General features: G+C 70.9%; 17 protein-coding genes. 9 read left to right on the top strand and 8 right to left on the bottom strand.

The annotated features are described in order from the left end of the window. Positions 1–83: 83 nt before the first annotated feature. The 3 genes from MT347_RS01410 to MT347_RS01400 form a co-directional block, all read right to left on the bottom strand. On the bottom strand, positions 84–734 hold the full coding sequence (locus MT347_RS01410; protein WP_243497306.1) for a response regulator transcription factor: 651 nt from the start codon (positions 732–734) through the stop codon (positions 84–86). 97 nt (positions 735–831) lie between these two features. Beyond that, entirely contained in the window at positions 832–1,995 is a 1,164-nt protein-coding gene (locus MT347_RS01405) for a sensor histidine kinase (protein WP_243497304.1), read from the bottom strand. A 74-nt stretch (positions 1,996–2,069) separates the two neighbouring features. Continuing rightward, the gene (locus MT347_RS01400) at positions 2,070–2,561 is read right to left on the bottom strand and encodes an Lrp/AsnC family transcriptional regulator (protein ID WP_243497301.1); all 492 of its coding nucleotides are present in this window, start codon (positions 2,559–2,561) and stop codon (positions 2,070–2,072) included. A gap of 108 nt (positions 2,562–2,669) precedes the next feature. Here MT347_RS01400 and MT347_RS01395 point away from each other — a divergent pair, with 108 nt between their 5' ends. Continuing rightward, positions 2,670–4,067 carry a DUF6421 family protein gene (locus tag MT347_RS01395; protein ID WP_243497297.1) on the top strand — a complete coding sequence of 466 codons (1,398 nt, stop codon included), beginning with the start codon at positions 2,670–2,672 and terminating at the stop codon, positions 4,065–4,067. A gap of 29 nt (positions 4,068–4,096) precedes the next feature. Continuing rightward, on the top strand, positions 4,097–4,795 hold the full coding sequence (locus MT347_RS01390) for an SDR family NAD(P)-dependent oxidoreductase (protein ID WP_243497296.1): 699 nt from the start codon (positions 4,097–4,099) through the stop codon (positions 4,793–4,795). 46 nt (positions 4,796–4,841) lie between these two features. Here the strand turns inward: MT347_RS01390 and MT347_RS01385 are convergent, their stop codons facing one another. Further along, complete coding sequence (locus MT347_RS01385) at positions 4,842–6,341, bottom strand: MFS transporter (RefSeq protein WP_243497295.1); 1,500 nt, start codon at positions 6,339–6,341, stop codon at positions 4,842–4,844. Positions 6,342–6,406: 65 nt separating this feature from the next. Then, positions 6,407–9,604 carry a DEAD/DEAH box helicase gene (locus tag MT347_RS01380; protein WP_243497292.1) on the bottom strand — a complete coding sequence of 1,066 codons (3,198 nt, stop codon included), beginning with the start codon at positions 9,602–9,604 and terminating at the stop codon, positions 6,407–6,409. Between the two features lie 101 nt (positions 9,605–9,705). Here MT347_RS01380 and MT347_RS01375 point away from each other — a divergent pair, with 101 nt between their 5' ends. Next, on the top strand, positions 9,706–10,773 hold the full coding sequence (locus MT347_RS01375; protein ID WP_243497290.1) for a low specificity L-threonine aldolase: 1,068 nt from the start codon (positions 9,706–9,708) through the stop codon (positions 10,771–10,773). Between the two features lie 85 nt (positions 10,774–10,858). On the opposite strand, the gene MT347_RS01370 is transcribed toward MT347_RS01375, so the two are convergent. Together MT347_RS01370 and MT347_RS01365 are read right to left on the bottom strand one after the other, a co-directional pair. Continuing rightward, complete coding sequence (locus MT347_RS01370; protein WP_243497288.1) at positions 10,859–12,787, bottom strand: M3 family metallopeptidase; 1,929 nt, start codon at positions 12,785–12,787, stop codon at positions 10,859–10,861. 91 nt (positions 12,788–12,878) lie between these two features. Next, entirely contained in the window at positions 12,879–13,493 is a 615-nt protein-coding gene (locus tag MT347_RS01365) for an NUDIX hydrolase family protein (RefSeq protein ID WP_243497286.1), read from the bottom strand. 237 nt (positions 13,494–13,730) lie between these two features. On the opposite strand from MT347_RS01365, the gene MT347_RS01360 reads away from it, so the two are divergent. The 5 genes from MT347_RS01360 to MT347_RS01340 all read left to right on the top strand — a co-directional run bounded on the left by MT347_RS01360 (position 13,731) and on the right by MT347_RS01340 (position 22,673). Further along, positions 13,731–14,450: an alpha/beta hydrolase gene (locus MT347_RS01360; RefSeq protein WP_243497284.1), complete on the top strand. Its 720-nt coding sequence runs from the start codon at positions 13,731–13,733 to the stop codon at positions 14,448–14,450. A gap of 265 nt (positions 14,451–14,715) precedes the next feature. Beyond that, positions 14,716–16,308 (top strand): ABC-F family ATP-binding cassette domain-containing protein, encoded by a 1,593-nt coding sequence (locus tag MT347_RS01355; RefSeq protein WP_243497283.1) that lies wholly within the window; start codon positions 14,716–14,718, stop codon positions 16,306–16,308. A 107-nt stretch (positions 16,309–16,415) separates the two neighbouring features. Continuing rightward, positions 16,416–21,098 carry an ATP-dependent helicase gene (locus tag MT347_RS01350; protein ID WP_243497282.1) on the top strand — a complete coding sequence of 1,561 codons (4,683 nt, stop codon included), beginning with the start codon at positions 16,416–16,418 and terminating at the stop codon, positions 21,096–21,098. A 162-nt stretch (positions 21,099–21,260) separates the two neighbouring features. Beyond that, a complete protein-coding gene (locus MT347_RS01345; RefSeq protein ID WP_243497281.1) occupies positions 21,261–22,037 on the top strand; it encodes a DNA-formamidopyrimidine glycosylase family protein in 777 nt (258 codons plus the stop codon). A 228-nt stretch (positions 22,038–22,265) separates the two neighbouring features. After that, positions 22,266–22,673 carry a transferase gene (locus tag MT347_RS01340; protein ID WP_243497280.1) on the top strand — a complete coding sequence of 136 codons (408 nt, stop codon included), beginning with the start codon at positions 22,266–22,268 and terminating at the stop codon, positions 22,671–22,673. Between the two features lie 256 nt (positions 22,674–22,929). Here MT347_RS01340 and MT347_RS01335 read toward each other — a convergent pair whose 3' ends face one another. Further along, positions 22,930–23,319 (bottom strand): DUF1304 domain-containing protein, encoded by a 390-nt coding sequence (locus MT347_RS01335; RefSeq protein ID WP_243497279.1) that lies wholly within the window; start codon positions 23,317–23,319, stop codon positions 22,930–22,932. A gap of 34 nt (positions 23,320–23,353) precedes the next feature. On the opposite strand from MT347_RS01335, the gene MT347_RS01330 reads away from it, so the two are divergent. Continuing rightward, a complete protein-coding gene (locus tag MT347_RS01330) occupies positions 23,354–24,076 on the top strand; it encodes a LysR substrate-binding domain-containing protein (RefSeq protein ID WP_243497278.1) in 723 nt (240 codons plus the stop codon). The last annotated feature ends 51 nt before the right edge of the window (positions 24,077–24,127 follow it).

The following is a 24,127-nucleotide window of genomic DNA, read 5'->3' as shown; positions in this document are numbered from 1 at the left end:
GTGAGGGCTCAGGCCTCGGGCTGTGGGGGTGACGACAGCGTATGTCGGGGGCGGGACGCGGCGACGTCGAGACGTGACGGCCGTCAGGCGAGCCCGTGCCGGTACGCGAACACCACCAGCTGCACGCGGTCGCGCAGGGCGAGCTTGGTGAGGATGCGGCTGATGTGCGTCTTCACCGTGGCCTCCGACAAGAACTCGCGTTCCGCGATCTCGGCATTGCTCAACCCCGCCGCCGCGAGCGCGAAGATCTCGCGTTCGCGTTCGGTGAGCCCGGCGAAGGAGGGGGGTACGGGCTCCGTCGAGCCACCCTCGGCGATGTGTGCGAACAGTTCCCGGGTGGCGGAGGCGGCGATCACCGAGGAGCCTGCGTGCACCGTGCGCACCGCTGACAGGAGGAATTCCGGCTCGGCATCTTTCAGCAGGAATCCGCTCGCCCCGCCCTGGATCGCCCGAGCCGCGGCCTCGTCGAGGTCGAAGGTGGTCAGCACGACCACGCGCGGCGCGTCGGGGTCGCGCAGGATCTCCGCGGTCGCGGCGAGACCGTCCATCACGGGCATCCGGACGTCCATGAGGACGAGATCGGGACGCGTCGCGCGCACGACCTCGATGCCCTCGCGGCCATCGGATGCCTCCCCCACCACCTCGAGGTCGGGCTGGGAGTCCAGCACCATCCGGATGCCGGCACGGAACAGCGCTTGATCGTCGACGAGGACGATGCGGACGGCGGAGCTCATAGCGTCGCGACCTTTCTGGGGCGGGGGTGTCTCGGCATCCACTCTGCCGGAGGCGGGCATGCGGCCCCTCCCCGTCGCCGCCCTCCACACCGGGGATTCACCCGTTCGCACCGATGGGCAGTGTCGCGCGGACGACGAACTCGCCGTACTCGGGCCCGGCCGTGAGGCTTCCGCCGACCAGCTGCGCGCGCTCGCGCATTCCGATCACGCCGTGGCCGCCGGGCGGCGGCGTGGGGAGCGGTGAGGTGGTCGACCGGGCGTTGCGCACCGAGAGGTCGACTCGGTCATCGAACCATCCCAGGTGCACGCGCACGCGGGGGTCGACGCCGTGACGGAGGGCGTTGGTCAGCGCCTCCTGCATGATGCGGTACACCGCGAGCTGGACCGCGCCGGGTGGCTCGCCGGGCGGCAGGGGGGCTACGACGACGTCGAGCACGACGCCCGCCGCGCGCATCCGGTCGTAGAGCTCGTCGAGATCGGCAAGGGTCGGCTGCGGCCCCTCGCCCTGGCTGTGACGGAGCTGCGTGAGGAGCAGACGCACATCGGTCAACGCCGAGCGCGCCGTCGAGGAGATCGTCGCGAGCGCCGCGGACGTCGCGCCCGGGTCGGCGGCCGCGGCATACCTCGCGCCGTCGGCCTGTGCGATGACAACGGCGAGCGAATGGGCGACCACGTCGTGCATGTCGCGCGCGATACGCACCCGCTGCTGCTCGGCGATCATCTCGGCCTCGGCGGCCTGCTGAGCCCGGCTGTTCGCCGAGGCACGCATCGCTGTGCGCACGAGCGCCCCGGACACCCACGCCAGCATGAGGGCGAAACCGGCGGCCAGCAGCAGCGCCGCGCCGATGAACCACACGTCGGCGGTCGGGGGCCCCGTCATGCCGCGGCCCACCAGGTACACCGGCACGACGACGGCCCCCGCGATGGCGGAGCCGAATCCGCTCCAGAACACGCGCGTCCCGCCGTAGGCGCCCGCCGTGTAGAGAACGGCGAAGATCGCCAGGTTGGTCGGCGAGGGTGCCATGCCGAAGCCCATCTGCACCGACGCTCCCACCCAGGCCAGGATCAGGGCGAGCCCGGGATGCAGGCGACGCAGGGCGAGGGCCGCCGCGAACGCGGCGACCATGAGCGCGCCGCCGACGATCTGCGGGGCCTCGACGGTACCCACCTGTTCCGCGGCGACCGCGAGCAGACCGAAGACCCCGGCCACGACGAGGTCGGTGATCTTCTGGTAGCGCTGCAGGGGCCGGAAGGAGAGCATCGCGCCCACGCTACGCGGGGCCGCCGACTCCCGGCATCCGTCTCGAGATGTATCCCGCTCCGGACTCTGCGCCGTCAGGCGGGAAAGTCGGCCGGCTCGATCGGACGCGCTTCGAAGAAGGTCTGCAGCACGACGGTGGTGCGCGTGTTCACCTGGGCGGCGGAGCGGATGTCGCGGATGAGAGCCTCGAGGTCGCGCGGGGTGGGCACGCGGACGAAGAGCATGTAGGCCGCCTGGCCGGCGATGGAATGGCAGGCCTCGATGGCGCTCAGGTGCGCGATGAGCTCGGGGGCGTTGTCGGGCTGCGCGGGATCGAGGGGGGTGATCTCGACGAAGGCGGCGAGCGGCCGCCCGAGCGCCTCGGCGTCGAGGATGGGGCGATACCCCTTCACGATGCCGCGCGCCTCGAGACGACGCAGACGCGACTGCACGGCCGACACCGACAGGCCCACGCGCTCGGACAGGTGCGAGAGCGTCGCGCGTGCGTCGAGCGAGATCTCACGCACGATCGCGGCGTCGACGGCGTCGTCCAGGCGCGGGGCGCGGGGCGCGGCAGCCTCGGTCATGGACTCGACATTATCAGGACGGTCCAGATGCGGCCGGGCTTGTGCCGTATGATTTCCGTTAGTATCCGGCTTTGGCAGGAATATTTACAGACACGAACGGAGGATGCCATGACCATCGCCACACCCACCCGTGCCGTCGATGATCAACTCGCCGGCCACGGCGTCGACACGGTCGAGCGCACCCCCGCGTGGGCGCGATTGAGGAGCGCCGCCACCGCCCTCCAGGCCCTGCAGGCCAAGGACGGGTCCATCGACGACACCGACGCCGCGGAACCGCTCATCGACGACGTCATCGGCTCCATTGACGCCCTCGCCCCCTTGTTCCCCCACGATGCCGCCTACCTCACCGCCGCCGTCGCCGACTTCCGCCGGTGGCGCGACCGGGGGTTGGGGGCGCCGGACTTCCTCGACTCGCTCGTGGCGTTCCAGCCGCAGGAGCACCGCGTCGACGGCATCCGTCACCTCGTCGTCTTTCCCATGTACACGCAGAACGGCTCGAGCGATCGGCACGTCGAAGCACTTCTCGTCGAGGCGATCTGGCCCGAGTTCATCGCGCGGCTCGAAACGGAATTCACCAACCGGCTCTTCGTCTCGCTGCGTCTGATCGACTTCACCTCGGGCTACGACACGAATTCGGCGGTCCTCTTCCCCGAGACGGTCGCCATGCGCGAGGTGCCCACCTTCACCTGGGGTGCGATCTTCCAGGACCGCGAAGCCGCCCGGTACCGCCGCGTCACCCGCGCCGCAGCCGGGATCACCAAGCTCGAGCTTCCGCCCGCCGCCGCACGACTGCTGGACGATCAGGATCTCGCCGAGCGCACGTTCGTCATGTGGGACCTCATCCACGACCGAACCCACATGCGCGGCGACCTGCCCTTCGACCCGTTCATGATCAAGCAGCGGATGCCGTTCTTCCTCTACTCGCTCGAAGAATTGCGGTGCGACCTCACCGCGTTCCGCGAAAGCGTCACGCTGCAGGCGCGCCTGTCGTCGCGCGACGACCTGGATGCCGCCGAGCAGACGATGCTCGAACACGCCGAGCTCGTGCAATACGCGGTGATCTTCGACCGCATCTTCCGATTCGCGATCACCGGCTCCCGTGTGCGCAACTACGACGGCCTCGGCGGGCAGCTGCTCTTCGCGTGGCTGCACCAGCGCCGTGTGCTGCACTGGACCGACACGTCCCTCGCCTTCGACTGGGCAGAGGTGCCCGCCGCGGTCGTGGCCCTCGCCGACGCGATCGACGAGTTGTACTGGCGCTCGATCGACCGCCCCAAGACGGCGCACTGGCTCGCCGCGTACAACCTTGTGCGCAGCGTCGTGACCCCGCACCCCGCATCGGTGTGGGCCCGCGGCCTGCCCGACGACGTGCTCGCGGGACTGCCGAAGGGCTACACCGATGCGGTGCTCGACGACGAGTTCCCGCTGTCGATGTTCTTCGAGGCGCTCGAGAAGAAGATGCGGCCCGTGATCGCATCGACCGAGGGGATCCGCGGGACGGACTGACGGGGCCCGACGCGGGAGAAGGAGTTGCCATGACGGATGCGAAAGCCGTGGACGAGGGAGTGCACGAGCGTCGCGTGCTGCTCGCGGGAGGGACGAGCGCAGCGGGGCGCGCCGTCGCGCGGACCCTCGTCGACGCCGGCGCGTCCGTGGTCGTCGTGGGCAGCGATCACGCCCGACTGGACGTGGCAGCGTCCGAGATCCCGGGAATCGCCGTGGAACGGTGCGACCTCACTGACCCGGATGCCGTCCTCGCGCTGCGCGAACGCGTGCACGCCGCGTACGGCCGGGTCGACGGCATCCTGCACCTCGTCGGCGGCTGGCGCGGTGGCGGGGGCCTGGCCGGACAGAGCGACGACGACTTCGCCTTCCTGCTCCGATCGCTGACGGCCCTGCGGCACATCAGTCGCGCCTTCGACGACGACCTTCGCACCTCGGATGCCGGGCGCCTCGCCATCGTCTCCTCGACAACCGTCGACCGCCCCCTGGCCGGTGGGGCGAATTACGCGGCGGTGAAGGCCGCGTCGGAAGCGTGGGTCCGCGCCGTCGCCCAGGGGTACGCGAAGCACGCCCGCGACGCGGAGCAGGCGGACACGGCCGCGGCCGTCATCTTCCGGGTGAAGAGCCTCGACGGCCTCGAGGGCGCTCTCGCGGCGTCATTCGTCGCCCTGTGGGACGACGAGGCCGCCGCGTGGAACGACGTCGTGATCCGGATCGATCCGCCGGTCTGAGCCGTCTTCGAACGGATGGGCGACCGGCGTACCAGCGGACGCCGCGCTACTCGCGCCGTTCGTCGGACGCGACGGTGGGAGGGGCCCCGCGCATGCCGCGCGCGGCGGCGTCCGCCACCTCGACGTCCGACGAACCGTCGCCCGGGGCGGTCTCGGCCCGGTCGGACGCGGTCTCGACGACGTCGGCGTTGACCTCGGCCGTGCGGTACTGCTGCGAAAGGATGCGGTACGACCGCGTGAGGAAGGCGAGGGAGGCAGCGACCACCATCACGAGCCCGGCGAACACGAACACCAGGGCGATCCCGCGCGATTCGCCGTCACCCAGCAGCCAGCCCCAGGTTGCGCGCCCGTCGGCGCGCTCCATGTAGGGGATGATCGCGAATTCGGCGATCGGGGCGATGAGGAACGACGTCACGGGTGCCGCGGCCGACTCGAAAGCGGCGGCGAAACCGAACACCCGACCCTGCATGGCGAAGGGGACGACCTTCTGGATGACGGTCTGCTCGGCCGCCTCGACCGGCGGGATGAGGGCCATGTAGACCCAGATGCCGGCGGCGTACAGCCACCACCAGTCGCGGAGGACGAAGACGGCTCCGAGCACCCCCATGCCCATCACGATCCAGAGCATCGTCCGGATGGGGTTCTTGCCCAGCCCGAACTTCGCCACCAGACCGCCGCCGATGATGAAGCCGGTGGCGGTGACACCCAGCACCACGCCCCAGACCTGCACGCTGAAAAGTTCGAGGCCGTAGGGGTCCATGAGCGCCATGTAGACGCCGCCGATGAGGTTGTTGAACGTCGAGAAGATGATGAGCGCGAACAGGCCGGGGGCCGCCCGAACGGCGCGAACGGCTCCGCCGAGGTCGACCAGGGGGCCGGGCTCGGCACCCGCCGCCGGTCGCTCCTCGGGGATGCGGATGGTCAGCAGATGCACGAGCGCGACGAGGGTCAGACCGATCGCGATGGCCAGCGTCCACCCCATGCCGAGGAAGCCGACCGACAGTCCGCTGAACACACTCGTGACGACGAAGGCGAGTCCCTGCACGGTGCCGACCAGACCATTCGCGTTCGCGTGGCGTTCGACGGGGACGAGGAGGGTGACGGTGGTCGACAGAGCGATATTGCGCATGTTCTCGACGACGGCTCCGGCGAGGATGACCCCCGCGAACAGCCAGAACCAGGGCCCGCCCAGGTCGAGCAGTGCCGCCTCGGGGAAAGCGAGCCACAACCCCCCAGCGATGAGAAACGCCGTCAGGGTGATGAGACCGGAGAAGAGCATGACGCGGTGCTTGCGATGGCGATCGACGATGGAGCCGAACACCATCGCGAAGACGGCGAGCAGCAGCATGTACGCGCCGCCGATGATGCCCGTCGCCAGCACCGAACGCGTCTCGAGATAGACCCAGAAGGTCAGGGCGAACCACAGGAAGCTCGTGGTGACGTTCGCCGCGGCCGTGTTCACCAGCACCGCGAGGAAGGTGCGCTGGCCACCCACCGGAGCACCGGACGCCCCGCCGTCGACGGGTGAAGGCTGTGCATCGGACATGAGAGTCACGCTAGACCCGACCTCCGACATCGGCCAGACCCGGGTGGCGCCCCGGGACGGAGCCGTCAGTCCAGAAGGCTGCGGATGTCGTCGGCGGTGAGTCGCGGACCGCCCGCGAAGGTCACGCCGTCATCGTCGGCACCGCCGTCGAGGACGCGCGAGAACAGGCCGGCCTTGGCCTCGCGCAACGCGACGACCTTCTCTTCGACAGTGCCGACGGACACGAGACGGTAGACGATCACCGGTCGCGTCTGACCGATGCGGTGCGCGCGGTCGATCGCCTGCTCTTCGACCGCGGGGTTCCACCAGGGATCCAGCAGCACGACGTAGTCGGCCTCCACAAGGTTGAGACCCACCCCTCCCGCCTTGAGCGACACGAAGAAGGCGGGGTCGTCACCGTCGCGGAACCGGTCGATCTCGGCCTGCCGATGCGTGGTCGCGCCGTCGAGGTAGCCCGAGGACAGACCCGCGTCGGCGCAGCGCTGACGGGCGGCGCGCAGGAACCGAGTGAACTGGCTGAGCACGAGCACACGATGTCCTTCGGCTGCGGCTTCGACCAGCAGTTCCTCCAGAGCGTCGAGCTTCGCCGACGGCGCCTCGCCCTCGTCGACGAGAGAAGGGTCGAGCGCCAGCTGGCGCAGCATCGTCAGCGACCGGAAGATGGCGAACCGATTGCCCTCGGCGTCGTCGTCGAGCAGGCCGAGCAAGCGCTGGCGCTCCCGATGGAAGCGCCGGTCGTAGAGCTTGCGGTGCACAGGATGCAGGGTGACCTCGAGGATCGTCTCCTGCTTGGGCGGGAGTTCCGAGGCGACCAGGTCTTTCGTCCGGCGCAGGAGGAACGGGCGGATGCGCCGGCGCAGGAGGTCGAGACGCGCGGCATCCGAGTGCTTCTCGATGGGCGTGCGATAAAGGGCGGTGAAGGATTCGCGGGTACCCAGGAGCCCCGGAGCCACCAGCGACACCAGCGCCCACAGCTCGAGCAGGTTGTTCTCCATCGGTGTGCCGGTGATGACGAGCGTGAACGGCACCGCCAGTGCGCGCGCGGCGCGATAGCCCCGGGACGACGGGTTCTTGATCTGCTGCGCCTCGTCGAGCACCAACCCCGACCAGGCGACCGCTCCGTACTGCTCCTGCTCGAGTCGGAAGAGGGCGTAGCTGGTCACCACGACGTGGGCACCCGCGGCGACATCGGCCACGCTGGTCGACCGCCGCGCGCGTGTGGCCGCGATCACGCGCACATCGAGGCCGGGGGCGAACGCGGCGCACTCGCGAGCCCAGTTGCCCACGACACTCGTCGGCGCGACGATGAGGAAGGGCGCCATGGCGGGGTCGTCCGTCCGGGCGGTTTCCATCATCGCGATCGTCTGCACGGTCTTGCCGAGCCCCATGTCATCGGCAAGGACGCCGCCGAGCCCCTGGACGCGCAGGAAGTGAAGCCAGTCGAGACCGGCGCGCTGATAGTCGCGGAGCGTCGCGCGAAGGCCCACCGGCGGGGCGACGGGCACGAGCGAGGCCTCGTCGGTCAGGCCGCGGACGCGCAACCACCACTCGGCCTCGTGGGCGGCGAGCATGCCGAGTTCGGAGAGGTCGTCCCACAGACCGACGTTGTAACGGTTGAGCTTCAGCTCGGCACCCGGCCGATCGGTGAGCGCCCGGGCCTCGTCGATCACGGCGCGCAAGCGATCGAAGTCGGGGGTGTCGAGGCGCACGTACTCCCCCTCGCCGAGGAAGAGTACCCGATCGCCGAGGGTCAGAGCGGTGTAGAGGACGGTGAAGTCCACGTCGACGTCGCCGACGCTGACGCGGGCGTTCAGGTCGAACCAGTCGCTCCCGTCGTCCTCGCCGGTGCTCACACGCACGACCGGGGCCTCCGCCGCCGCCCGGTAGGCGGGTTCTTCGCCGGTCAGGTGCACCCGAACGTGCTCCAGCGAGCGCAACCGCGGCAGTACCTCGACGACGAGGAGCGCCGCGACCGGCGCGGACAGTGCACGCGCGGGCGCCGTTCCCGTCGAGAACGGCCCCGGGATCTCGATCCGCAACTCATCGGCGACGGCCCCGACGGCGGCCCACACGCGCCCCTCGTGGTCGTCGTGACGGCGACCGTGCGTGGGCGAGCGATCCCAGCGCGTGGCGAGCGTCGTCGATTCGTTGCGATGCTCGACGAGCACCTCGAGCACGGGCCGGGGGGCGGCAGGAACCTCGACCGTGCCCCGTGGCGAGATCACCGGCGCGTCGAGTTGCAGACGGGGGAGGTACTCGCGGAGGAACGTCTCGGCTCCCCCCTGCTCGATGGTGAGCGCGCCGGACCGGGCGACGAGACCGCGCACCGGTCCGGTGGCGGGAGCGGACAGACGCGCGAGCGTGATGCGCTCCCCGTCGCCGTCTCGGTCGGCCACGAAAACCACCGCGACCGCCGGATCGCCCACCACCCAGGAGGGCAGGGCGGCTGTCTCGTCGTCGACGCCCTGGACGACCCCGCGCACGTGCAGGGTCGAGCCCCGACGATCGAGCGACACGGCGACCGTCGCCTCCTCCTCGATGATCCGCACCGGATGGTGGGTGCCGGCACCCGACACCAGCGGCACTCCGGCTGCGACGACGGCTTCGAGCTGCAACCACAGGGAGTGCGGAGGGACGGCGGAGAGCGGCATCCACTCGTCGGACGAGTACGCGCCGGATCCGGAACGCCCCAGGCGTCCGAGACTGTCGAGCGCGGCACGCGCCCGGGGATCGGCGGGAAGCACCGCGAGGGAGGACCACCCCGCGCGGCCCTTGATCCACGTGCCGCGGGTGCCGCGCATGCCGGGGCGGGCGGTGAGAGTCAGGGCGGTGCTGCGGCCACGCCCGCCGCCCCGACGGATCGAGAGGAACAGGCAGAGGTCGGAGGGCGGTTCGTCGTCGACCACCGGCGAGGTGGAGAACAGCTCGTCGAGCGAGCGCTGCCACTCGGGGCGGGGCGGACGACCGGCGGAGATCATGCGGTCGAACAGCACGAGGGCAGCGGCGCACGAGTGCTCGCACTCGGGACCGCGTCCGCACGAGCACCATCCCGACAGGCGGGACAGATCGGCGGGCACACGCAACTCCAGATGCTCGTAGCCCGCCGCCCCGAATGACTGCGCCGACACCACGAGGACGTCCCCGACCGATCTGGCGTCGCCGACCTCGACCGACCCGTATACGAGGAGACGATCGGCGCGCATCATCGCCGAGGCGGAGAACATCTCGCCGGCGATGCTGAGCGCCTCGGGGTCTAATCGCATTCCCCCATTGTCGTCGGGGCCACGGACACCTCGCCGCGGGTCGGACGAATCGAGGAGGAAGACCCACCTGGGGAGGAGCCGGGAAAAGTTACGCTGGAGACGTGACATCCCTCCACGACACATCGGTGCGCGGCTTCGCGTCCGACAACTATTCCGGCATCCACCCCGACGTGCTCGCCGCGATCGCCGCGGCCAACGAGGGACACCAGGTCGCCTACGGCGAAGACGTCTACACCGCTCGCCTCCAGCAGCTCTTCACGGGTCTGCTCGGCGACGGCGTCGAGGTCTATCCGGTCTTCAACGGCACCGGCGCCAACGTGGTCGGGCTGCAGTCGATGCTCCCCCGCTGGGGCGCCGTGATCTCGGCTTCCACGGCACACATCAACGTCGACGAAGGAGGAGCGCCCGAGCGGGTGGGCGGCATCAAGCTGCTCACCGTCCCCACCGATGACGGCAAGCTCACCCCCGAGCTCGTCGACCGCGAAGCATGGGGCTGGGGCGACGAACACCGCGCGCAGCCGCTGGTCGTATCGATCACGCAGTCGACCGAACTGGGGACGCTCTACACGGTCGACGAGATCACCGCCCTCGCGGCGCACGCCCACGGCCACGGGATGCGCCTGCACATGGACGGTGCACGCATCTCCAACGCCGCCGCCGCCCTCGATGTGCCCCTGCGCGCCTTCACCCGCGACGCGGGTGTCGACCTGCTGAGCTTCGGCGGCACAAAGAACGGCGCCATGATCGGAGAGGCCATCGTCGTGCTCGACGCCGCGGCATCCACCGGGCTGACCTACCTGCGCAAGCTCGACATGCAGCTCTCGAGCAAGATGCGCTTCGTCTCGGCGCAGTTGGTCGCCCTGCTCGAGGACGACCTGTGGCTGAAGAACGCGCGGCACTCGAACGCCATGGCGCAGCGCCTGCGCGCGGGCGTGGAGGCGGGCTTGGCTGACGGCTCGATCCAGGGCGTCGAGTTCACCCAGCCCACGCAGGCCAACGGCGTCTTCGCGACCCTGCCCGCCGGTGTGGCAGACCGTCTGCGGCAGAGCTTCCGCTTCTACGACTGGGACGAGCTGCGTCGCGAAGTGCGCTGGATGTGTTCGTTCGACACCACCGAGGACGACATCGACGCCTTCGTCGCGGCGATCGCCCGCGAGACGACGGCCTGACACCGAACGCCAACCGAGGGCCTCGGCATCGAGGTGACGAGAAGCCCGGCCGCGGCGTCCTTTCTGGGAAGCCGCGGCCGTCGACTCACTCCCCCGCGAGCCAGTCGCGGTAGGCGTCGAACGTGCTCTCCCGACCCAGGAACGCCGCGACGAGTTCTCGGGCGTCGCGCGTGCCGCCGGGCACGAGGATCTCGCGGCGATAGCGGGCTGCGGTATCGGCGTCGAACAGATCGTCGCCGAACGCCGAGAGCAGATCGCGCGCGATCACCAGGCTCCACTGGTAGGTGTAGTAACAGGCGCCGTAGCCGGTGAGGTGCCCGAACCCCGCGTAGGAGTGCGAGCCGTCGAGGGGGGTCACCGGGCTCGCGGCACGGTAGTAGCCGTCGACGGCCACCGGCAGATCGGCGGGTCGATCGACGTGCAGTCGGTACGACGTCGTCGCGTGTCCGAGCTGACGCGTCACCTCGAGGCCGCGACCGAACCCGTCGGCGGTGCGCATGCGGGCCACCAGATCCGCGGGGATCGCCTCGCCCGCGTCGTTCTGCGCGAAGGCGGCGAGAGCCTCGGGATCCCACGCCCACTCCTCGAGCAGCTGACTCGGCGCTTCGACGAAGTCCCACTCCGTGGCGACGCCCGTCCAGCGCCCCCACTTCTGGTGCCCGCCGAGGATGTCGTGCACGAGATGGCCGAACTCGTGGAAGAACGTGACGACCTCGTCGTGCTCGAGCAGACCGCGCGAGAAGTTGCACAGCAACACCGATTCGGGCAGGGTCCGGCCGCTGATGCCGGGGGCGAGGCCGAAGCACGCCGCGTGGGAGTACTTGCCCTCGCGCGGGTGCAGATCGAGGTGGATGCGACCGAGTCGTCCGCCCGCGCGAACGACGTCGTACGTGCGGACGTCGTCGTGCCACGACGCCGCATCGACCGGTTCGTACTCGACGTCGAGCAGGCGTGCCGTGGTGGCGAGCACGCCGTCGAGCACGCGGTCGAAACGGAAATACGAGCGCACGAGCTGCGCATCGACGTCGTACTCCTCGCGCTTGAGGGCACCCAGCAGGTACCAGAAGTCGGCGATGGTCACCGCCTCCGCGGCCGGGTCGTCGCGGCGCAGCCGTGCGAGGACGCGCTCGTACTCGGCGGACGCCGCCGGCGCCACCGCATCGGCGACGCGCTCCAGGAAGGCGGCGACAGCGGCGCTCGAGCCGATCATGCGCGTCTCGGTCTCGTAGTCGGCCCAGTCGCCGTACCCCAACAGCGCAGCCCGTTCCGCCCGCACGGCGAGCAGTTCGGCCAGCACGGGCTCGTTCTCGGGCCACGCGAGGTCGTTGTAGGCACCGACGAGGGCGTGCCGCACCGACCGATCGCGCGCGTACTCTCGCACCGGCATGAGATCGGTGTATTCGGTGGTCAACGTCACCATGCCCTCGGAGTCGGCCGGGTGCTCCTCGCGGAAATCGATGGGCAACCCCTCGAGCGACGCCGCGGGCACGCGGATCTCGCGGCGCCCCTCGCGGATGTTGCGCGAGAAGGTCAGGGACAGCTCGGTGTCACGGTCGGTGAGCTCGCGCACGCGCTCGCGAGCCCCCTCGGACAGGTCCACCCCTCCACGGCGGAAGTCGCGGCGCACCTGCGTCAGGAAGCGCTGCTCGTCGGGCTCCAGCCCGTCGGCGTCCGCATCCGCGTCGGCGAAGATGGCCCAGAGGTTGCGGTCGAGCAGGCGCCGCGACTGCACGGCGTCCACGGCCTGGGCCTGTTTCTCGGCGGCGTCGCGGACGTCGGCGTCGGGGTGCGACTCGCTGATCAGGTGCGACGGGGCGGCGGCTTCGGCGAGCGCGATGTCGGCGTCGTTCCACAGCACCAGACGTTCGCGCAGCGTCAGATCGGTCTCGGCGACGAGCCGCGCGTCGATCGCGGAGACCCGGTCGAGCTTGTCGCGAGGACGCTCCTCGGCGAAAGCACGCCAGGCGGCGAGGTCGCTCGGCAGGGTGAGAGGTTCGAGGGGAGAATCCGGCATCCTCCGACCCTAGGGAGGGTCACCGACACCGGCAACGCCCCGCGGGGATCAGCGGTCGCTCGGCGCCCTGGGGAGGAGCCGCGACGCGCCGTCAGCGCAGCGCGCCCACCGAGGCGAGAGCGAGACGGATGAGCGTGCCGCGACCGCCCTCCATCTCGTCCGACAGGGCATCGGATGCCGCCTCCTCCGGCGAGAGCCACGTCACTTCGAGCGCGTCCTGACGGGGTTCGCAGGTGCCCGTGACGGGGACGACGTAGGCGAGCGAGACCGCGTGCTGGCGATCGTCGTGGAAGGCGCTCATGCCGGGCAGAGGGAAGTACTCGGCCACGGTGAACGGCGTCGGCTGCGGGGGGAGCAGCGGGAACGCCATGGGTCCCAAGTCGTTCTCGAGATGGCGGAAGAGGGCATCGCGCACGGTCTCGCCGTAGCGCACGCGCCCCGACACGAGGGTGCGGGTCATCTCGCCCAGCGGCGTCGCCCGCAGCAGGATGCCGACCTCCGTCACCGCCCCCATTCCGTCCGTCCGCACGGGCAGGGCCTCGACGTAGAGCATCGGCAGGCGTCGACGCGCCTCGGCCAGTTCGACCTCGCTGAGCCAGCCCGGATTGGGGTTGGGGCCTCCCCGCGCGCCTGAGAACGACGCCGAGAGCTGCTCGCGCTCGTCGCCGTTGTCGCCGGGTTCGGGATCGGGGGTGCGCACAGGCATGCTCCCTGTATATCAACCGTCCGCGCCGGATGCCGCGTGTCCGCCGCCAGCGGAAACGGGTTCCCGTGGGCGGGAGGCCACGGCGTGGTGGTGAGCGGAGGAGATCCGGGTCCCGGAGGACACCCGGGCCGCCCCTCGTCCTCCACCGCCCGAATCTCCTCCCTTCCGCTCTCCGCGCACCGCCGCGCGCCGCCCGCCCACGACGGCGATGTCGGAGCCGTTTGCCACAATGGCCGCATGAGTGCGCATCCCTCTCTCGATCCGTCCGTGGTGCGGTGGTCGGTTCCCGCCTCGGAGCGCGGAGACCGACCCGTGCTGCTGCTCCTGCACGGCTACGGCTCCGACGAGCACGACCTCTTCGGCCTCGTGCCGTACCTGCCCGACGCGTTCGTCGTCGCGAGCGTCCGCGCGCCGCTCGCACCCCCATGGCCCATGCCCGGGGCGTCGTGGTACGCGATCGAGGGGCTCGACGGCCGCGATCCCGGGGCGGTGTCCCTCGCAGCCCAGTCGGTGCTCGCCTGGATCCGGGAGGCCGTGGGCGACGCGCCCGTCGGGCTGCTCGGGTTCTCGCAGGGCGGTGCCGTCGCGCTGCAGACGCTGCGCACGGCGCCCGACGCGGTGTCGTTCGCGGTCGTTCTCGCCGGCTATGCCGCGGGCGGCGAGCTGCCGGGCGATGCGCTCCTGGCCGAGCGGAGACCCCCGGTCTTCTGGGGTCGCGGCGCCGCCGACGACGTCATCCCCGCCGCTCTGGTCGATCAGACGGCGCAGTGGCTCCCGGCGCACAGCGAGCTGAGCGGGCGGGTCTACCCCGGGCTGACGCACTCCATCTCCCCGGACGAGCTCGACGACGTCCGAGCCTTCCTCGACGCACGGCTGGCCGATCGAAACGCCCCCGGCGCGAAGGGGGACGTGACGGCGATGCCCGTCCCGCCCTCGAACGCCCCGACCGACAGCTGACCCAGGACCAACACGCCCGACCGTGGCCCGACCGAAGGCACCCACCCCCGTCGGATGTGTGCCGCGACCGGACTATCGCGATGGCCGCCGGTCGATTATCGTGGTGACCCCTGTCCCCGAGTACGAGGTCTCCTCCGGTGAAGAACGTCGACGCTTCCGCGCCCCTGTCCGCGCGCTGACCCGTCGACCCGCCGTTTTCTCGGCTCCCCTCCGCTGATGCGGACGGGTCCGGCGTCCGCGCACCCCGCGTTCCCGGAGTCCCGTCGTGCCATCCTCTGCCCCCTGTCTCCTGTTCGACCGCGTCCGCTTCGTGTGGCCGGACGGCACCGTCGCGCTGTCCGATGTGTCCGGCGCCTTCGGCGCCGGCCACACGGGCCTCGTCGGCCGTAACGGCAGCGGCAAGTCCACCCTGCTGCGCGTCGCCGCGGGGGTGCTCACTCCCACGTCAGGGCGGGTCACCGCCACCGGCGAGGTCGCGATGCTTCCCCAGCGCCTCGCCACCGACCCCGAACGCCGGGTCGCCTCCCTCCTCGGCGTCGAGGCGGCGCTCGCCGCCGTCCGCGCCATCGAGTCGGGCGACGTCGATGCCCGGCACTTCGACGCCGTCGGCGACGACTGGGACGTCGAGGCCCGCGCGCACGCGCTGCTGGCCGAGGCGGGGCTCGCCCCCGACGTGCTGGACCGCTCGGTCGGCGAACTGTCGGGTGGGGAGGCGGTGCTCGTGGCCCTCCTGGGCGTTCGAGCCGCTGCCGCGGCGGTCACCCTTCTCGACGAGCCGACGAACGATCTCGACCGCGATGCTCGTGCCCGCGTCGTCGATCTCGTGCGCACGTGGCCCGGTGCTCTCGTCGTCGTGAGCCATGACGTGCATCTGCTCGAGCAGATGGACACCACGGCCGAACTGTACGACCACGCCCTCAACATGGTCGCCGGCCCCTACAGCGTGTGGCGTGCGCACCGCGACACGGAGCAGGATGCCGCGCAGCGCGCCGAGCGCGACGCGTCACAGGCGTTGCGGCGCGAGCGGCGCGACCGTATCGAGGCGCAGGACAAGCTCGCCGCGCGTTCTCGTACCGCCCGCAAGGCGCAGGCGGAGAAGCGCGTACCCGGGATCGCCGCCGGGCTCCGCGCGAGCGCGGCGCAGGTGAGCGCCGGACGCCTCCGCACTGAGACCCGAGGGAAAGAGGATGCCGCACGGGCGGCCCTCGCCGACGCCTCGGCGCGCGTTCGCGATGAGGATGTGGTCCGCATCGACCTGCCCGACCCGGGCAATGCGGCGACCCGTCGCATCTTCTCGGTGGCAGACGGCGAGCGGGAGTGGATCGTCGCCGGCCGCGAGCGGGTCTCCCTGGAGGGACCGAACGGCGCCGGCAAGACCACACTGCTCGAAGGTCTCGTCCACGGCACCGGCGACTCGGCATCCGTCCGCGCCGTGGCGAGCGTCGATCGCGTGGGTTATCTGCCGCAGCGCCTCGACGGTCTGGACGACGCCGCGTCCGTTCTCGACAACGTCCGCGCCGCGGCCCCGAGCATCGCCACCGCACAGCTTCGAGACCGACTCGCGCGGTTCCTCGTGCGGGGGGATGCCGTCGCCCGACCGGTCGGCAGCCTCTCGGGAGGCGAACGCTTCCGCGTCGCCCTCGCGCGGGTGCTGCTGGCCGATCCTCCGCCGCAGCTGCTCGTGCTCGACGAGCCCACCAACAATCTCGACCTCGACACCGTCGATCAGGTCGTCGCGGCGGTGCGCGCGTACCGCGGTGCCGTTCTGGTGGTGAGCCACGACGACGCGTTCCTCGAGCGCCTCGACCTCGACCTGCGCCTGGAACTCCGCCACGGGAGCCTGCGCGAACTCCGCTGACGTCGGCCCCGTCGCGCGGAGCCGGTCTCCGCCTTCTCCGGGGGCGTTCCGCGGCGGGCGAACGTCAACCCCGACCCGATGTCGGAGGTCCGGGAGAGGATGTCGGAATGGCCGACGTGTTGGAGAGATTCGGTCCTGCGACGCAGGACTGGTTCCGTGGTGCGTTCTCGGCTCCGACCAACGCACAGAAGGGCGCGTGGGAGTCCGTGTCGTCCGGGCGCAACGCCCTCGTCGTCGCCCCGACCGGCTCAGGCAAGACGCTGTCGGCGTTCCTCTTCGCGATCGACCGCATCTTCCGCGAGAAGGCCCCCGACACTCCGGATGCCGAGCCCCCGCGTCGCGGCAAGCGCTCGGCGCCCACGGCGGCCAAGACGCCGCCGACCACCACGCGCGTTCTCTACATCTCTCCGCTGAAGGCGCTCGGCGTCGACGTCGAGCGAAACCTCCGCTCCCCGCTGGTCGGCATCGGCCAGTCTGCCCGGCGCCTGGGCATCGAGGTGCCCTCCGTCACGGTCGGCGTCCGCTCCGGTGACACGAGTTCGAGCGATCGGCGCAAGCTCGTGACCGCCCCGCCCGACATCCTCATCACGACCCCCGAGTCGCTGTATCTCATGCTGACCAGCCAGGCGGCCGAGACGCTCAGAGGCGTCAACACGGTCATCATCGACGAGGTGCACGCGGTGGCGGCGACGAAACGAGGTGCCCACCTGGCGGTGAGCCTCGAACGCCTCGACGCGCTCCTCGAGAAGCCGGCGCAGCGCATCGGCCTCTCCGCGACCGTACGGCCGATCGACGAGGTCGCCCGGTTCCTGGGCGGGGCTCAGCCCGTCGACATCGTCGCCCCCAAGGCGACGAAAGCGTTCGACCTCTCGGTCGTCGTGCCCATCGAAGACATGCTCAACCCGCCACCTCCGCCGGGCTCCCCCGCCCCCGACGAGGCGGTCGACGGCGAGTGGTTCTCGGAGCGACCAGAGAGCACCGAGATGGCCGGGTCGGTCTGGCCCCACGTCGAGGAGGCCATCGTCGATCGCATCCTCGAGCGGCGGTCGACCATCGTGTTCTCGAACTCCCGGCGTCTGGCCGAGCGGCTCACCGGTCGCCTGAACGAGATCTACGCCGAACGGCAAGGCATCGACGTACCCGAGCCGACCGTTCCCGCCGCGACCATGGCACAGGCGGGGTCCTCGGCCGGCGTTCCCGCGATCCTCGCCAAAGCCCACCACGGCTCGGTCTCGAAGGAGCAGCGCGCCCAGGTCGAAGACGAACTGAAGTCCGGCGTCCTCCGCTGCGTCGTCGCGACGAGCAGCCTCGAGCTCGGCATCGACATGGGCTCCGTCGACCTCGTCATCCAGGTCGAGGCTCCGCCGAGCGCGGCATCGGGACTCCAGCGCGTCGGACGCGCCGGCCACCAGGTCGGCGAGGTGAGCCGCGCGGCCCTCTTCCCCAAGCATCGCAGCGACGTGCTGCACACCGCCGTCGTCACCGAGCGCATGCTCGCGGGGCGCATCGAGGCCATCTCCGTGCCGCAGAACCCGCTCGACATCCTCGCGCAGCAGACCGTGGCCGCGTCCGCGCTGGGTTCGATCGACGTCGAGGAGTGGTTCGAGACGGTCAAGCGCAGTGCGCCGTTCCGCTCGCTCCCGCGCTCGGCGTACGAGGCCACTCTCGACCTGCTTGCCGGGCGATACCCGTCGGACGAGTTCGCCGAGTTGCGCCCGCGCCTGGTCTGGGACCGCGACGCCGGAACGCTCACGGGCCGCCCGGGAGCGCAGCGCGTCGCCGTCACCAGCGGCGGCACCATTCCCGACCGGGGACTCTTCGGGGTGTTCGTCGCGGGCGAGTCGCAGAACGCCCGTGTCGGCGAGCTCGACGAAGAGATGGTCTACGAGTCGCGCGTCAACGACGTCTTCACGCTCGGCACGACGAGCTGGCGGATCGTCGAGATCACGCACGACCGCGTCAACGTCGTGCCCGCCTTCGGCCAGCCCGGCAAGCTGCCGTTCTGGCACGGAGACGGCATCGGGCGCCCGGCCGAGCTGGGTGAAGCCCTGGGGAAGTTCTCGCGCGACATCGCCGCCGCCGACCGACCGAAGGCCGAGGAACGGCTTCGCGAGTCCGGGCTCGACGACAACGCCATCACCAACCTGCTGTCGTACCTCGCCGAACAGCGCGAGGCCACCGGTAGCCTGCCGACCGACCGCAGTCTCACGGTCGAACGCAGCCGCGACGAGGTCGGCGACTGGCGGATCATCCTGCACTCGCCCTACGGCATGCAGGTGCACTCGCCCTGGGCGCTAGCGGTGAACGCGCGCATCCGCGAGCGGCTCGGCGTCGAGGGAGCCGCCGTCGCGAGCGACGACGGCATCATCGCTCGCGTCCCGGATGCCGCGGCGGAGCCGCCCGGGGCCGATCTCTTCGTCTTCGAGCCCGACGAGCTCGAGCAGATCGTCACCGACGAGGTGGGCGGCTCGTCACTGTTCGCCTCCCGCTTCCGCGAGTGCGCCGCACGCGCCCTGCTGCTGCCGCGTCTCAATCCGAACCGCCGGTCCCCCCTGTGGCAGCAACGGCAACGCTCGGCCCAGCTGCTCGATGTCGCCAAACGCCACCCGGCGTTCCCGATCATCCTCGAGACGCTGCGCGAGGTGCTCCAAGACGTCTACGACCTCCCGGCGCTGCTGCGCGTGACCCGCCAGATCGGCGAGCGGCGCATCCGCCTCGTCGAGATCACCACGTCGCAGCCGTCGCCGTACGCGCGCGACCTGCTGTTCGGCTATGTCGGCGCGTTCATGTACGAAGGCGACTCCCCGCTCGCCGAGCGTCGCGCCGCCGCCCTGTCGGTCGACCCCGCGCTGCTGAGCGAGCTGCTCGGCAAGGTCGAGATGCGGGAGCTGCTCGATCCCGAGGTCATCGCGCAGTTCGAGCGCGAGGCGCAGCGTCTCGACCCCGACCGCCGTGCCCGGGGAGTGGAGGGGGTGGCCGACCTGCTGCGCATCCTCGGCCCCCTCGACGCCGATGAGGTCGCCGTCCGCCTCGACACCGAGGGCGACGCCCTGGCCGAGGCGGGACAGCACCTGGCGGCCCTCGTCGACGAACGCCGCGCCATCCGCGTCACCATCGGCGGGGTGTCTCGGGTCGCCGGCATCGAAGACGCCGGCCGCCTGCGCGACGCGCTCGGTGCGGCGCTGCCCGTCGGCATCCCGAACGCCTTCCTCGAGCCCCTCGCCGATCCGCTGGGCGACCTCGTGGCGCGATACGCCCGCACACATGCGCCCTTCGCAACCGACGCGGTGGCCGAACGGCTCGGCGTCGGGATCGCCGTCGCGCGGCTCACGCTGCAGCGTCTCGAGTCGCAGGGGCGCCTGGCGAGCGGCTTCTTCCTCCCCGAGGCGTCGGGCGGTGCGCGTGGTGACGATACCGAGTGGTGCGACGTCGAGGTGCTCCGGCGCCTGCGCATGCGCTCGCTCGCCGCCATCCGCGGCAGTGTCGAGCCAGTGCCGCCGGCGGCCTACGCGCGCTTCCTGCCGGTCTGGCAGCATCTCGGCCGCCCCCTCGAGGGCATCGACGGGGTGCTCGCCGTCGTCGAGCAGCTCGCGGGCGTGCCGATCCCGGCGAGCGCCTGGGAATCACTCGTCCTGCCCTCGCGCGTCGCCGACTACTCGCCCGCCCTCCTCGACGAGCTGACCGCGACCGGCGAGGTCGTCTGGTCGGGTCACGGCACCCTGCCCGGTCGCGACGGTTGGATCGCGCTGCATCCGGCGGAGGCGGCACCTTTCACGCTGCAAGACCCCGCGGATGCCGACGACCCCGCACCCGATTCGTTGGAGGCGCGTCTGCTGTCCGCTCTCTCCGGTGGCGGAGCGTACTTCGCCTCGCAGCTGAAGCAGCTGGCCGGGGCCGACAACGAGCAGTCGGTCAACGACGCCCTGTGGGCGCTGACGTGGGCCGGGCGGGTGACCAATGACACCTTCGCCCCCGTCCGCACATTGTTGAGCGGCGGAGGTCAATCGCACCGTGTTGCCCGTCGTGCTCCTCGCGCGCGCATGTACCGTGGCGCGACTATGCCGCGAGCGACCTCGGCTCCTCGTCCGCCCACCCTCGGCGGCCGGTGGTCACTGCTGCCCGAGCGCGAGCAGGATGCCGCCGCTCGGGCGACCGCCGCGGCGAGCCTGCTCCTCGACCGCTACGGCGTCGTCACCCGCGGAGCCGTGCAGTCCGAGGGCGTGCCCGGGGGCTTCGCCCAGGTATACCGCATCCTCGCGGGGTTCGAAGAAGCCGGGCACTGCCGACGCGGTTACGTCATCGAGAAGCTCGGGGCTGCCCAGTTCGCCGCCTCGGCCACCGTGGACCGCCTCCGCGAGTTCGCCGCCGTGGCCGATCCTCCGCCGTTGCGCACGGTCACCCTGGCCGCGACCGATCCCGCGAACCCCTACGGCGCGGCCCTCGGCTGGCCCGCCATCGAGGGCGTCACCCACCGACCGGGCCGGAAGGCGGGGGGGCTCGTCGTGCTGGTCGACGGCGAGTTGACGCTGTATCTCGAACGTGGGGGCCGCAGCGCCCTCGCCTTCACCGACGCCGACACGACACTGCAGGCGGCCGCGCGCCATCTGGCCGAGACGGCCAAGAAGCGACGCCTCGAAACCCTCACCGTCGAACAGGTAAACGGAGAGTTCGTCTACGGCACCGCGGTCGGCCGTGCCCTGCGGGAGGCCGGGTTCGTCGAATCCCCCAAGGGGCTGACACTGCGCAAGCTCACCGCCGGTGACAGCCTGCGGGAGGCCGCCCGTGCCTGACACCCCGGGGCCCCACCCCGCCGACGAGCCGGCCGCCCGTGCCTGACACCCCGAGCCCCACCCCGCCGACGAGCCGCCCGCACGTCCTCTCAGCGCCGGCGCGTGCGCGCTCTGCGTCTCGGGTGTGCACCCGCGCCCGATTCCCGCGAAAGCCGAGCGCGCATGCCTGAGGGCGACACCGTCTACCGCGCTGCGGCCAAGCTCACGGCCGCTCTGGCGGGAAAGGTCGTCACGCGCTTCGACATCCGCGTTCCCGGCAGCGCCACGGCCGACCTCCGGGGTGAGACCGTGCACGAGGTCGCCGCGCGCGGCAAGCACCTCCTGCACCGCATCGGCGGCTACACGCTGCACTCCCATCTGAAGATGGAAGGCCGGTGGGACGTCTATCGTCCCGGCGAACGGTGGCGCCGCCCGGGGTTCAAGGCCCGCGCGATCGTGGGGGTGAGCGGCGCCGACGCGATCGGCTTCGACCTCGCGATGGTCGAGGTGCTCCGCACTGTCGACGAGCACACGGTGATCGGTCACCTCGGCCCTGATCTGCTCGCCGACGACTGGGATGAGGCCGAGGCCGTCCGCCGCGTAGCCGCGGATGAGCGCGCCGCCCACGTGGCGCTCCTAGATCAGCGCAACGTCGCCGGGTTCGGAAACGTCTACGCGAACGAACTCCTCTTCGTGCGCGGGATCGCCCCTACGACGCCGGCGACCGAGATCGACGCGCAGGCCACCATCGCCCTCGGCGAGCGCATGATCCGCGCGAACCTGCCGCGACCCGAGCGCACCTTCACCGGAGACAGCCGCCCCGGTCGACGCTTCTGGGTCTACGGTCGCGAGGGCGCACCCTGTCGACGCTGCGGAACCCCGATCCGCGCGACCAGTCTGGGTGCGTCGGCGACCAGCGAACGCAACGTCTACTGGTGTCCGACCTGCCAGCCCGGCTGAGCGAGCGACGTCTCTTGCACTCTTCTCTCTCGAGCCCTCGTGTCAACCCGCCCGCGAGGACCGGTTTCGCATGCGAGAACAAAGGGACGACACGAAGCCGGGCAGGTCTCTCGACATCGAGAAAACCGATCACGGTAGGGGCGACGAAGAACCATTCGAGGGAATGAAGGGTTCTTCCGACTCGTTGTCACACATGTCGGCAGACCCGATGACCGACCGGAGGGGATCGTGGGAAAAAACTACATCGACATCGAGAACGACCTTGGCGAAACGCTGCGCTACCGCAAGCACGTCAACGGTCGTGGGCTCGTCGCGCACGGCGCGAAGGTCCACCCGTCGGCGCTGGTCGAGAACGGTGCGTACGTCGAACCCGGCGTGCAGATCGCCGCGGGTGTCCGTGTCGGTCGGGGTGCCTGGATCGAGTCCGACGCCGTGATCGGCCCGGAGGCGCACATCGAGCCTCATGCGCACATCTGCGCGGGAGCGGTCATCGGTGCAGGCGCGCACATCGGCGTCCGCACCCAGGTCGGTCACAATGCGCGGATCGCGGTCGGGTCGCTGATCGGCGACGACGAGATCATCAATGACGGTGAGGCCGTCGCCACGGACCGCCGGGGGTTGCGTCTGGCCGCCTGACGCCCTGTTCACCACCGCATTCACGACCCGCACGACTCCCCGGAGCGTGCGGGTTCGCTTTTCCCCAAGGTCGCGGTGCCCCGCGTCGACAGACGACGAGCTCAGGCGGACGGTGGACAGTATGACCGCAAGTCGCCTCGACAGGGAATGTCGGCCACGGTGATCACGCAGGTTGCCGGGTGCCGCGCGCGACCTCACGTGACCCGACACCCCTCCGCACGGCACCCGCTCCTCCACCGCGTGGCGCGCACTCGCCTCAGGCGAGGATGGCGAGCACCAGACCGATGAGCGGCAGCGTTCCCTGGATGCTCGCGGGCCGCAGGTATTTGCGTCCCGAGGTCACCAGCACGAGCGATGCGGCCACCATCGACCCGAGCGAGAAGATCAACAGCGTGCGGCCGGCGATGTCTCCGACGCCGTTCACGGTCCAGAGCACGATCCCGATGGCGGCCCCGACCGCGAGGAACAGGTTGTAGAAACCCTGGTTGTAGGCCATCGGTCTGGTCGCCTCGGCCGTCTGCTGGTCGGCGATGCCGAACACCCTCCACGTCTTCGGCTGTGTCCAGCGCACGCTCTCGAGGACGAAGATGTACACGTGCAAGAGGGCGGCGAGCCCCGCGAAGACGAGCGCGACGGTGCCGATCATGCGTCCACGCTACCGTCGCGGCTAGCCTGGAGCCATGGCGAACGGCGGCGGATCCCGTGGGCGCACCGGTGGACCCCGTCGCACCGGTGGCGCGAAGCCGTCGACTCCCGCCCGTGGGCGACCGAAAGCCCCGAAGCGCGATCAGTCCGAGCGGCGCCAGCGCGAAGAGCCGCGGGACTTCGTCCTCGGGGCCATTCCCGGAGCAACCCCGGGCAAGTGGATCGGCCTGTGGCGCGAGCGGATGCCGCACGTGACCCTGGTCCTGCGTGAGATCGCCGTCGCCGACCAGCGCGCGTCGCTCACCGACCTCGACGCGGCTCTCGTCCGGCTGCCGATGGAGGTCGACGACGACCTCCACGTCATCCCGCTCTACGAGGAGCAGGCCGTCGTGGTGATGTCGACCGACTCCGATCTCACGGCGGCCGACGAGCTCGATCGAGCCGACCTGGCGGGCGAGGTCGTGATCGTCCCCCGCGACGACGTGCTCGGCACGGAGATCCCGGATGCCGTCGCCCCGGCGTTCGCCCCACCCGCTGACACCGCGGAAGCCATCGCCACCGTCGCTGCGGGGGTCGGAGTCGTGATCGTACCCATGTCGCTCGCTCGCGCACATCAGCGCCGCGATGTCGAGTACCGGGTGCTGCGCGACGGTCCGGGCTCGACGGTCGCACTGTCGTGGCTGCGCGAGCGCACCACCCCCGACGTCGAAGCGTTCGTCGGCGTCGTGCGTGGGCGCACCGCCCGATCGTCGCGCTGACACTCCCCTCCCCGGGCGCAGGGACGTCTTTCGCGACGGTAGGCCCAACGT

The sequence above is a fragment of the Microbacterium sp. VKM Ac-2923 genome, assembly GCF_022815605.1.
GTDB lineage: Bacteria > Actinomycetota > Actinomycetes > Actinomycetales > Microbacteriaceae > Microbacterium.
This window is presented reverse-complemented; position numbering and strand designations above follow the sequence as displayed.

What these genes read in the sequence shown, in the direction of transcription:
- MT347_RS01410 (WP_243497306.1), bottom strand. Translation starts at nt 734, where the DNA reads ATGAGCTCCGCCGTCCGCATCGTCCTCGTCGACGATCAAGCGCTGTTC.
- MT347_RS01405 (WP_243497304.1), bottom strand. Translation starts at nt 1,995, where the DNA reads ATGCTCTCCTTCCGGCCCCTGCAGCGCTACCAGAAGATCACCGACCTC.
- MT347_RS01400 (WP_243497301.1), bottom strand. Translation starts at nt 2,561, where the DNA reads ATGACCGAGGCTGCCGCGCCCCGCGCCCCGCGCCTGGACGACGCCGTC.
- MT347_RS01395 (WP_243497297.1), top strand. Translation starts at nt 2,670, where the DNA reads ATGACCATCGCCACACCCACCCGTGCCGTCGATGATCAACTCGCCGGC.
- MT347_RS01390 (WP_243497296.1), top strand. Translation starts at nt 4,097, where the DNA reads ATGACGGATGCGAAAGCCGTGGACGAGGGAGTGCACGAGCGTCGCGTG.
- MT347_RS01385 (WP_243497295.1), bottom strand. Translation starts at nt 6,341, where the DNA reads ATGTCCGATGCACAGCCTTCACCCGTCGACGGCGGGGCGTCCGGTGCT.
- MT347_RS01380 (WP_243497292.1), bottom strand. Translation starts at nt 9,604, where the DNA reads ATGCGATTAGACCCCGAGGCGCTCAGCATCGCCGGCGAGATGTTCTCC.
- MT347_RS01370 (WP_243497288.1), bottom strand. Translation starts at nt 12,787, where the DNA reads ATGCCGGATTCTCCCCTCGAACCTCTCACCCTGCCGAGCGACCTCGCC.
- MT347_RS01365 (WP_243497286.1), bottom strand. Translation starts at nt 13,493, where the DNA reads ATGCCTGTGCGCACCCCCGATCCCGAACCCGGCGACAACGGCGACGAG.
- MT347_RS01360 (WP_243497284.1), top strand. Translation starts at nt 13,731, where the DNA reads ATGAGTGCGCATCCCTCTCTCGATCCGTCCGTGGTGCGGTGGTCGGTT.
- MT347_RS01350 (WP_243497282.1), top strand. Translation starts at nt 16,416, where the DNA reads ATGGCCGACGTGTTGGAGAGATTCGGTCCTGCGACGCAGGACTGGTTC.
- MT347_RS01345 (WP_243497281.1), top strand. Translation starts at nt 21,261, where the DNA reads ATGCCTGAGGGCGACACCGTCTACCGCGCTGCGGCCAAGCTCACGGCC.
- MT347_RS01335 (WP_243497279.1), bottom strand. Translation starts at nt 23,319, where the DNA reads ATGATCGGCACCGTCGCGCTCGTCTTCGCGGGGCTCGCCGCCCTCTTG.
- MT347_RS01330 (WP_243497278.1), top strand. Translation starts at nt 23,354, where the DNA reads ATGGCGAACGGCGGCGGATCCCGTGGGCGCACCGGTGGACCCCGTCGC.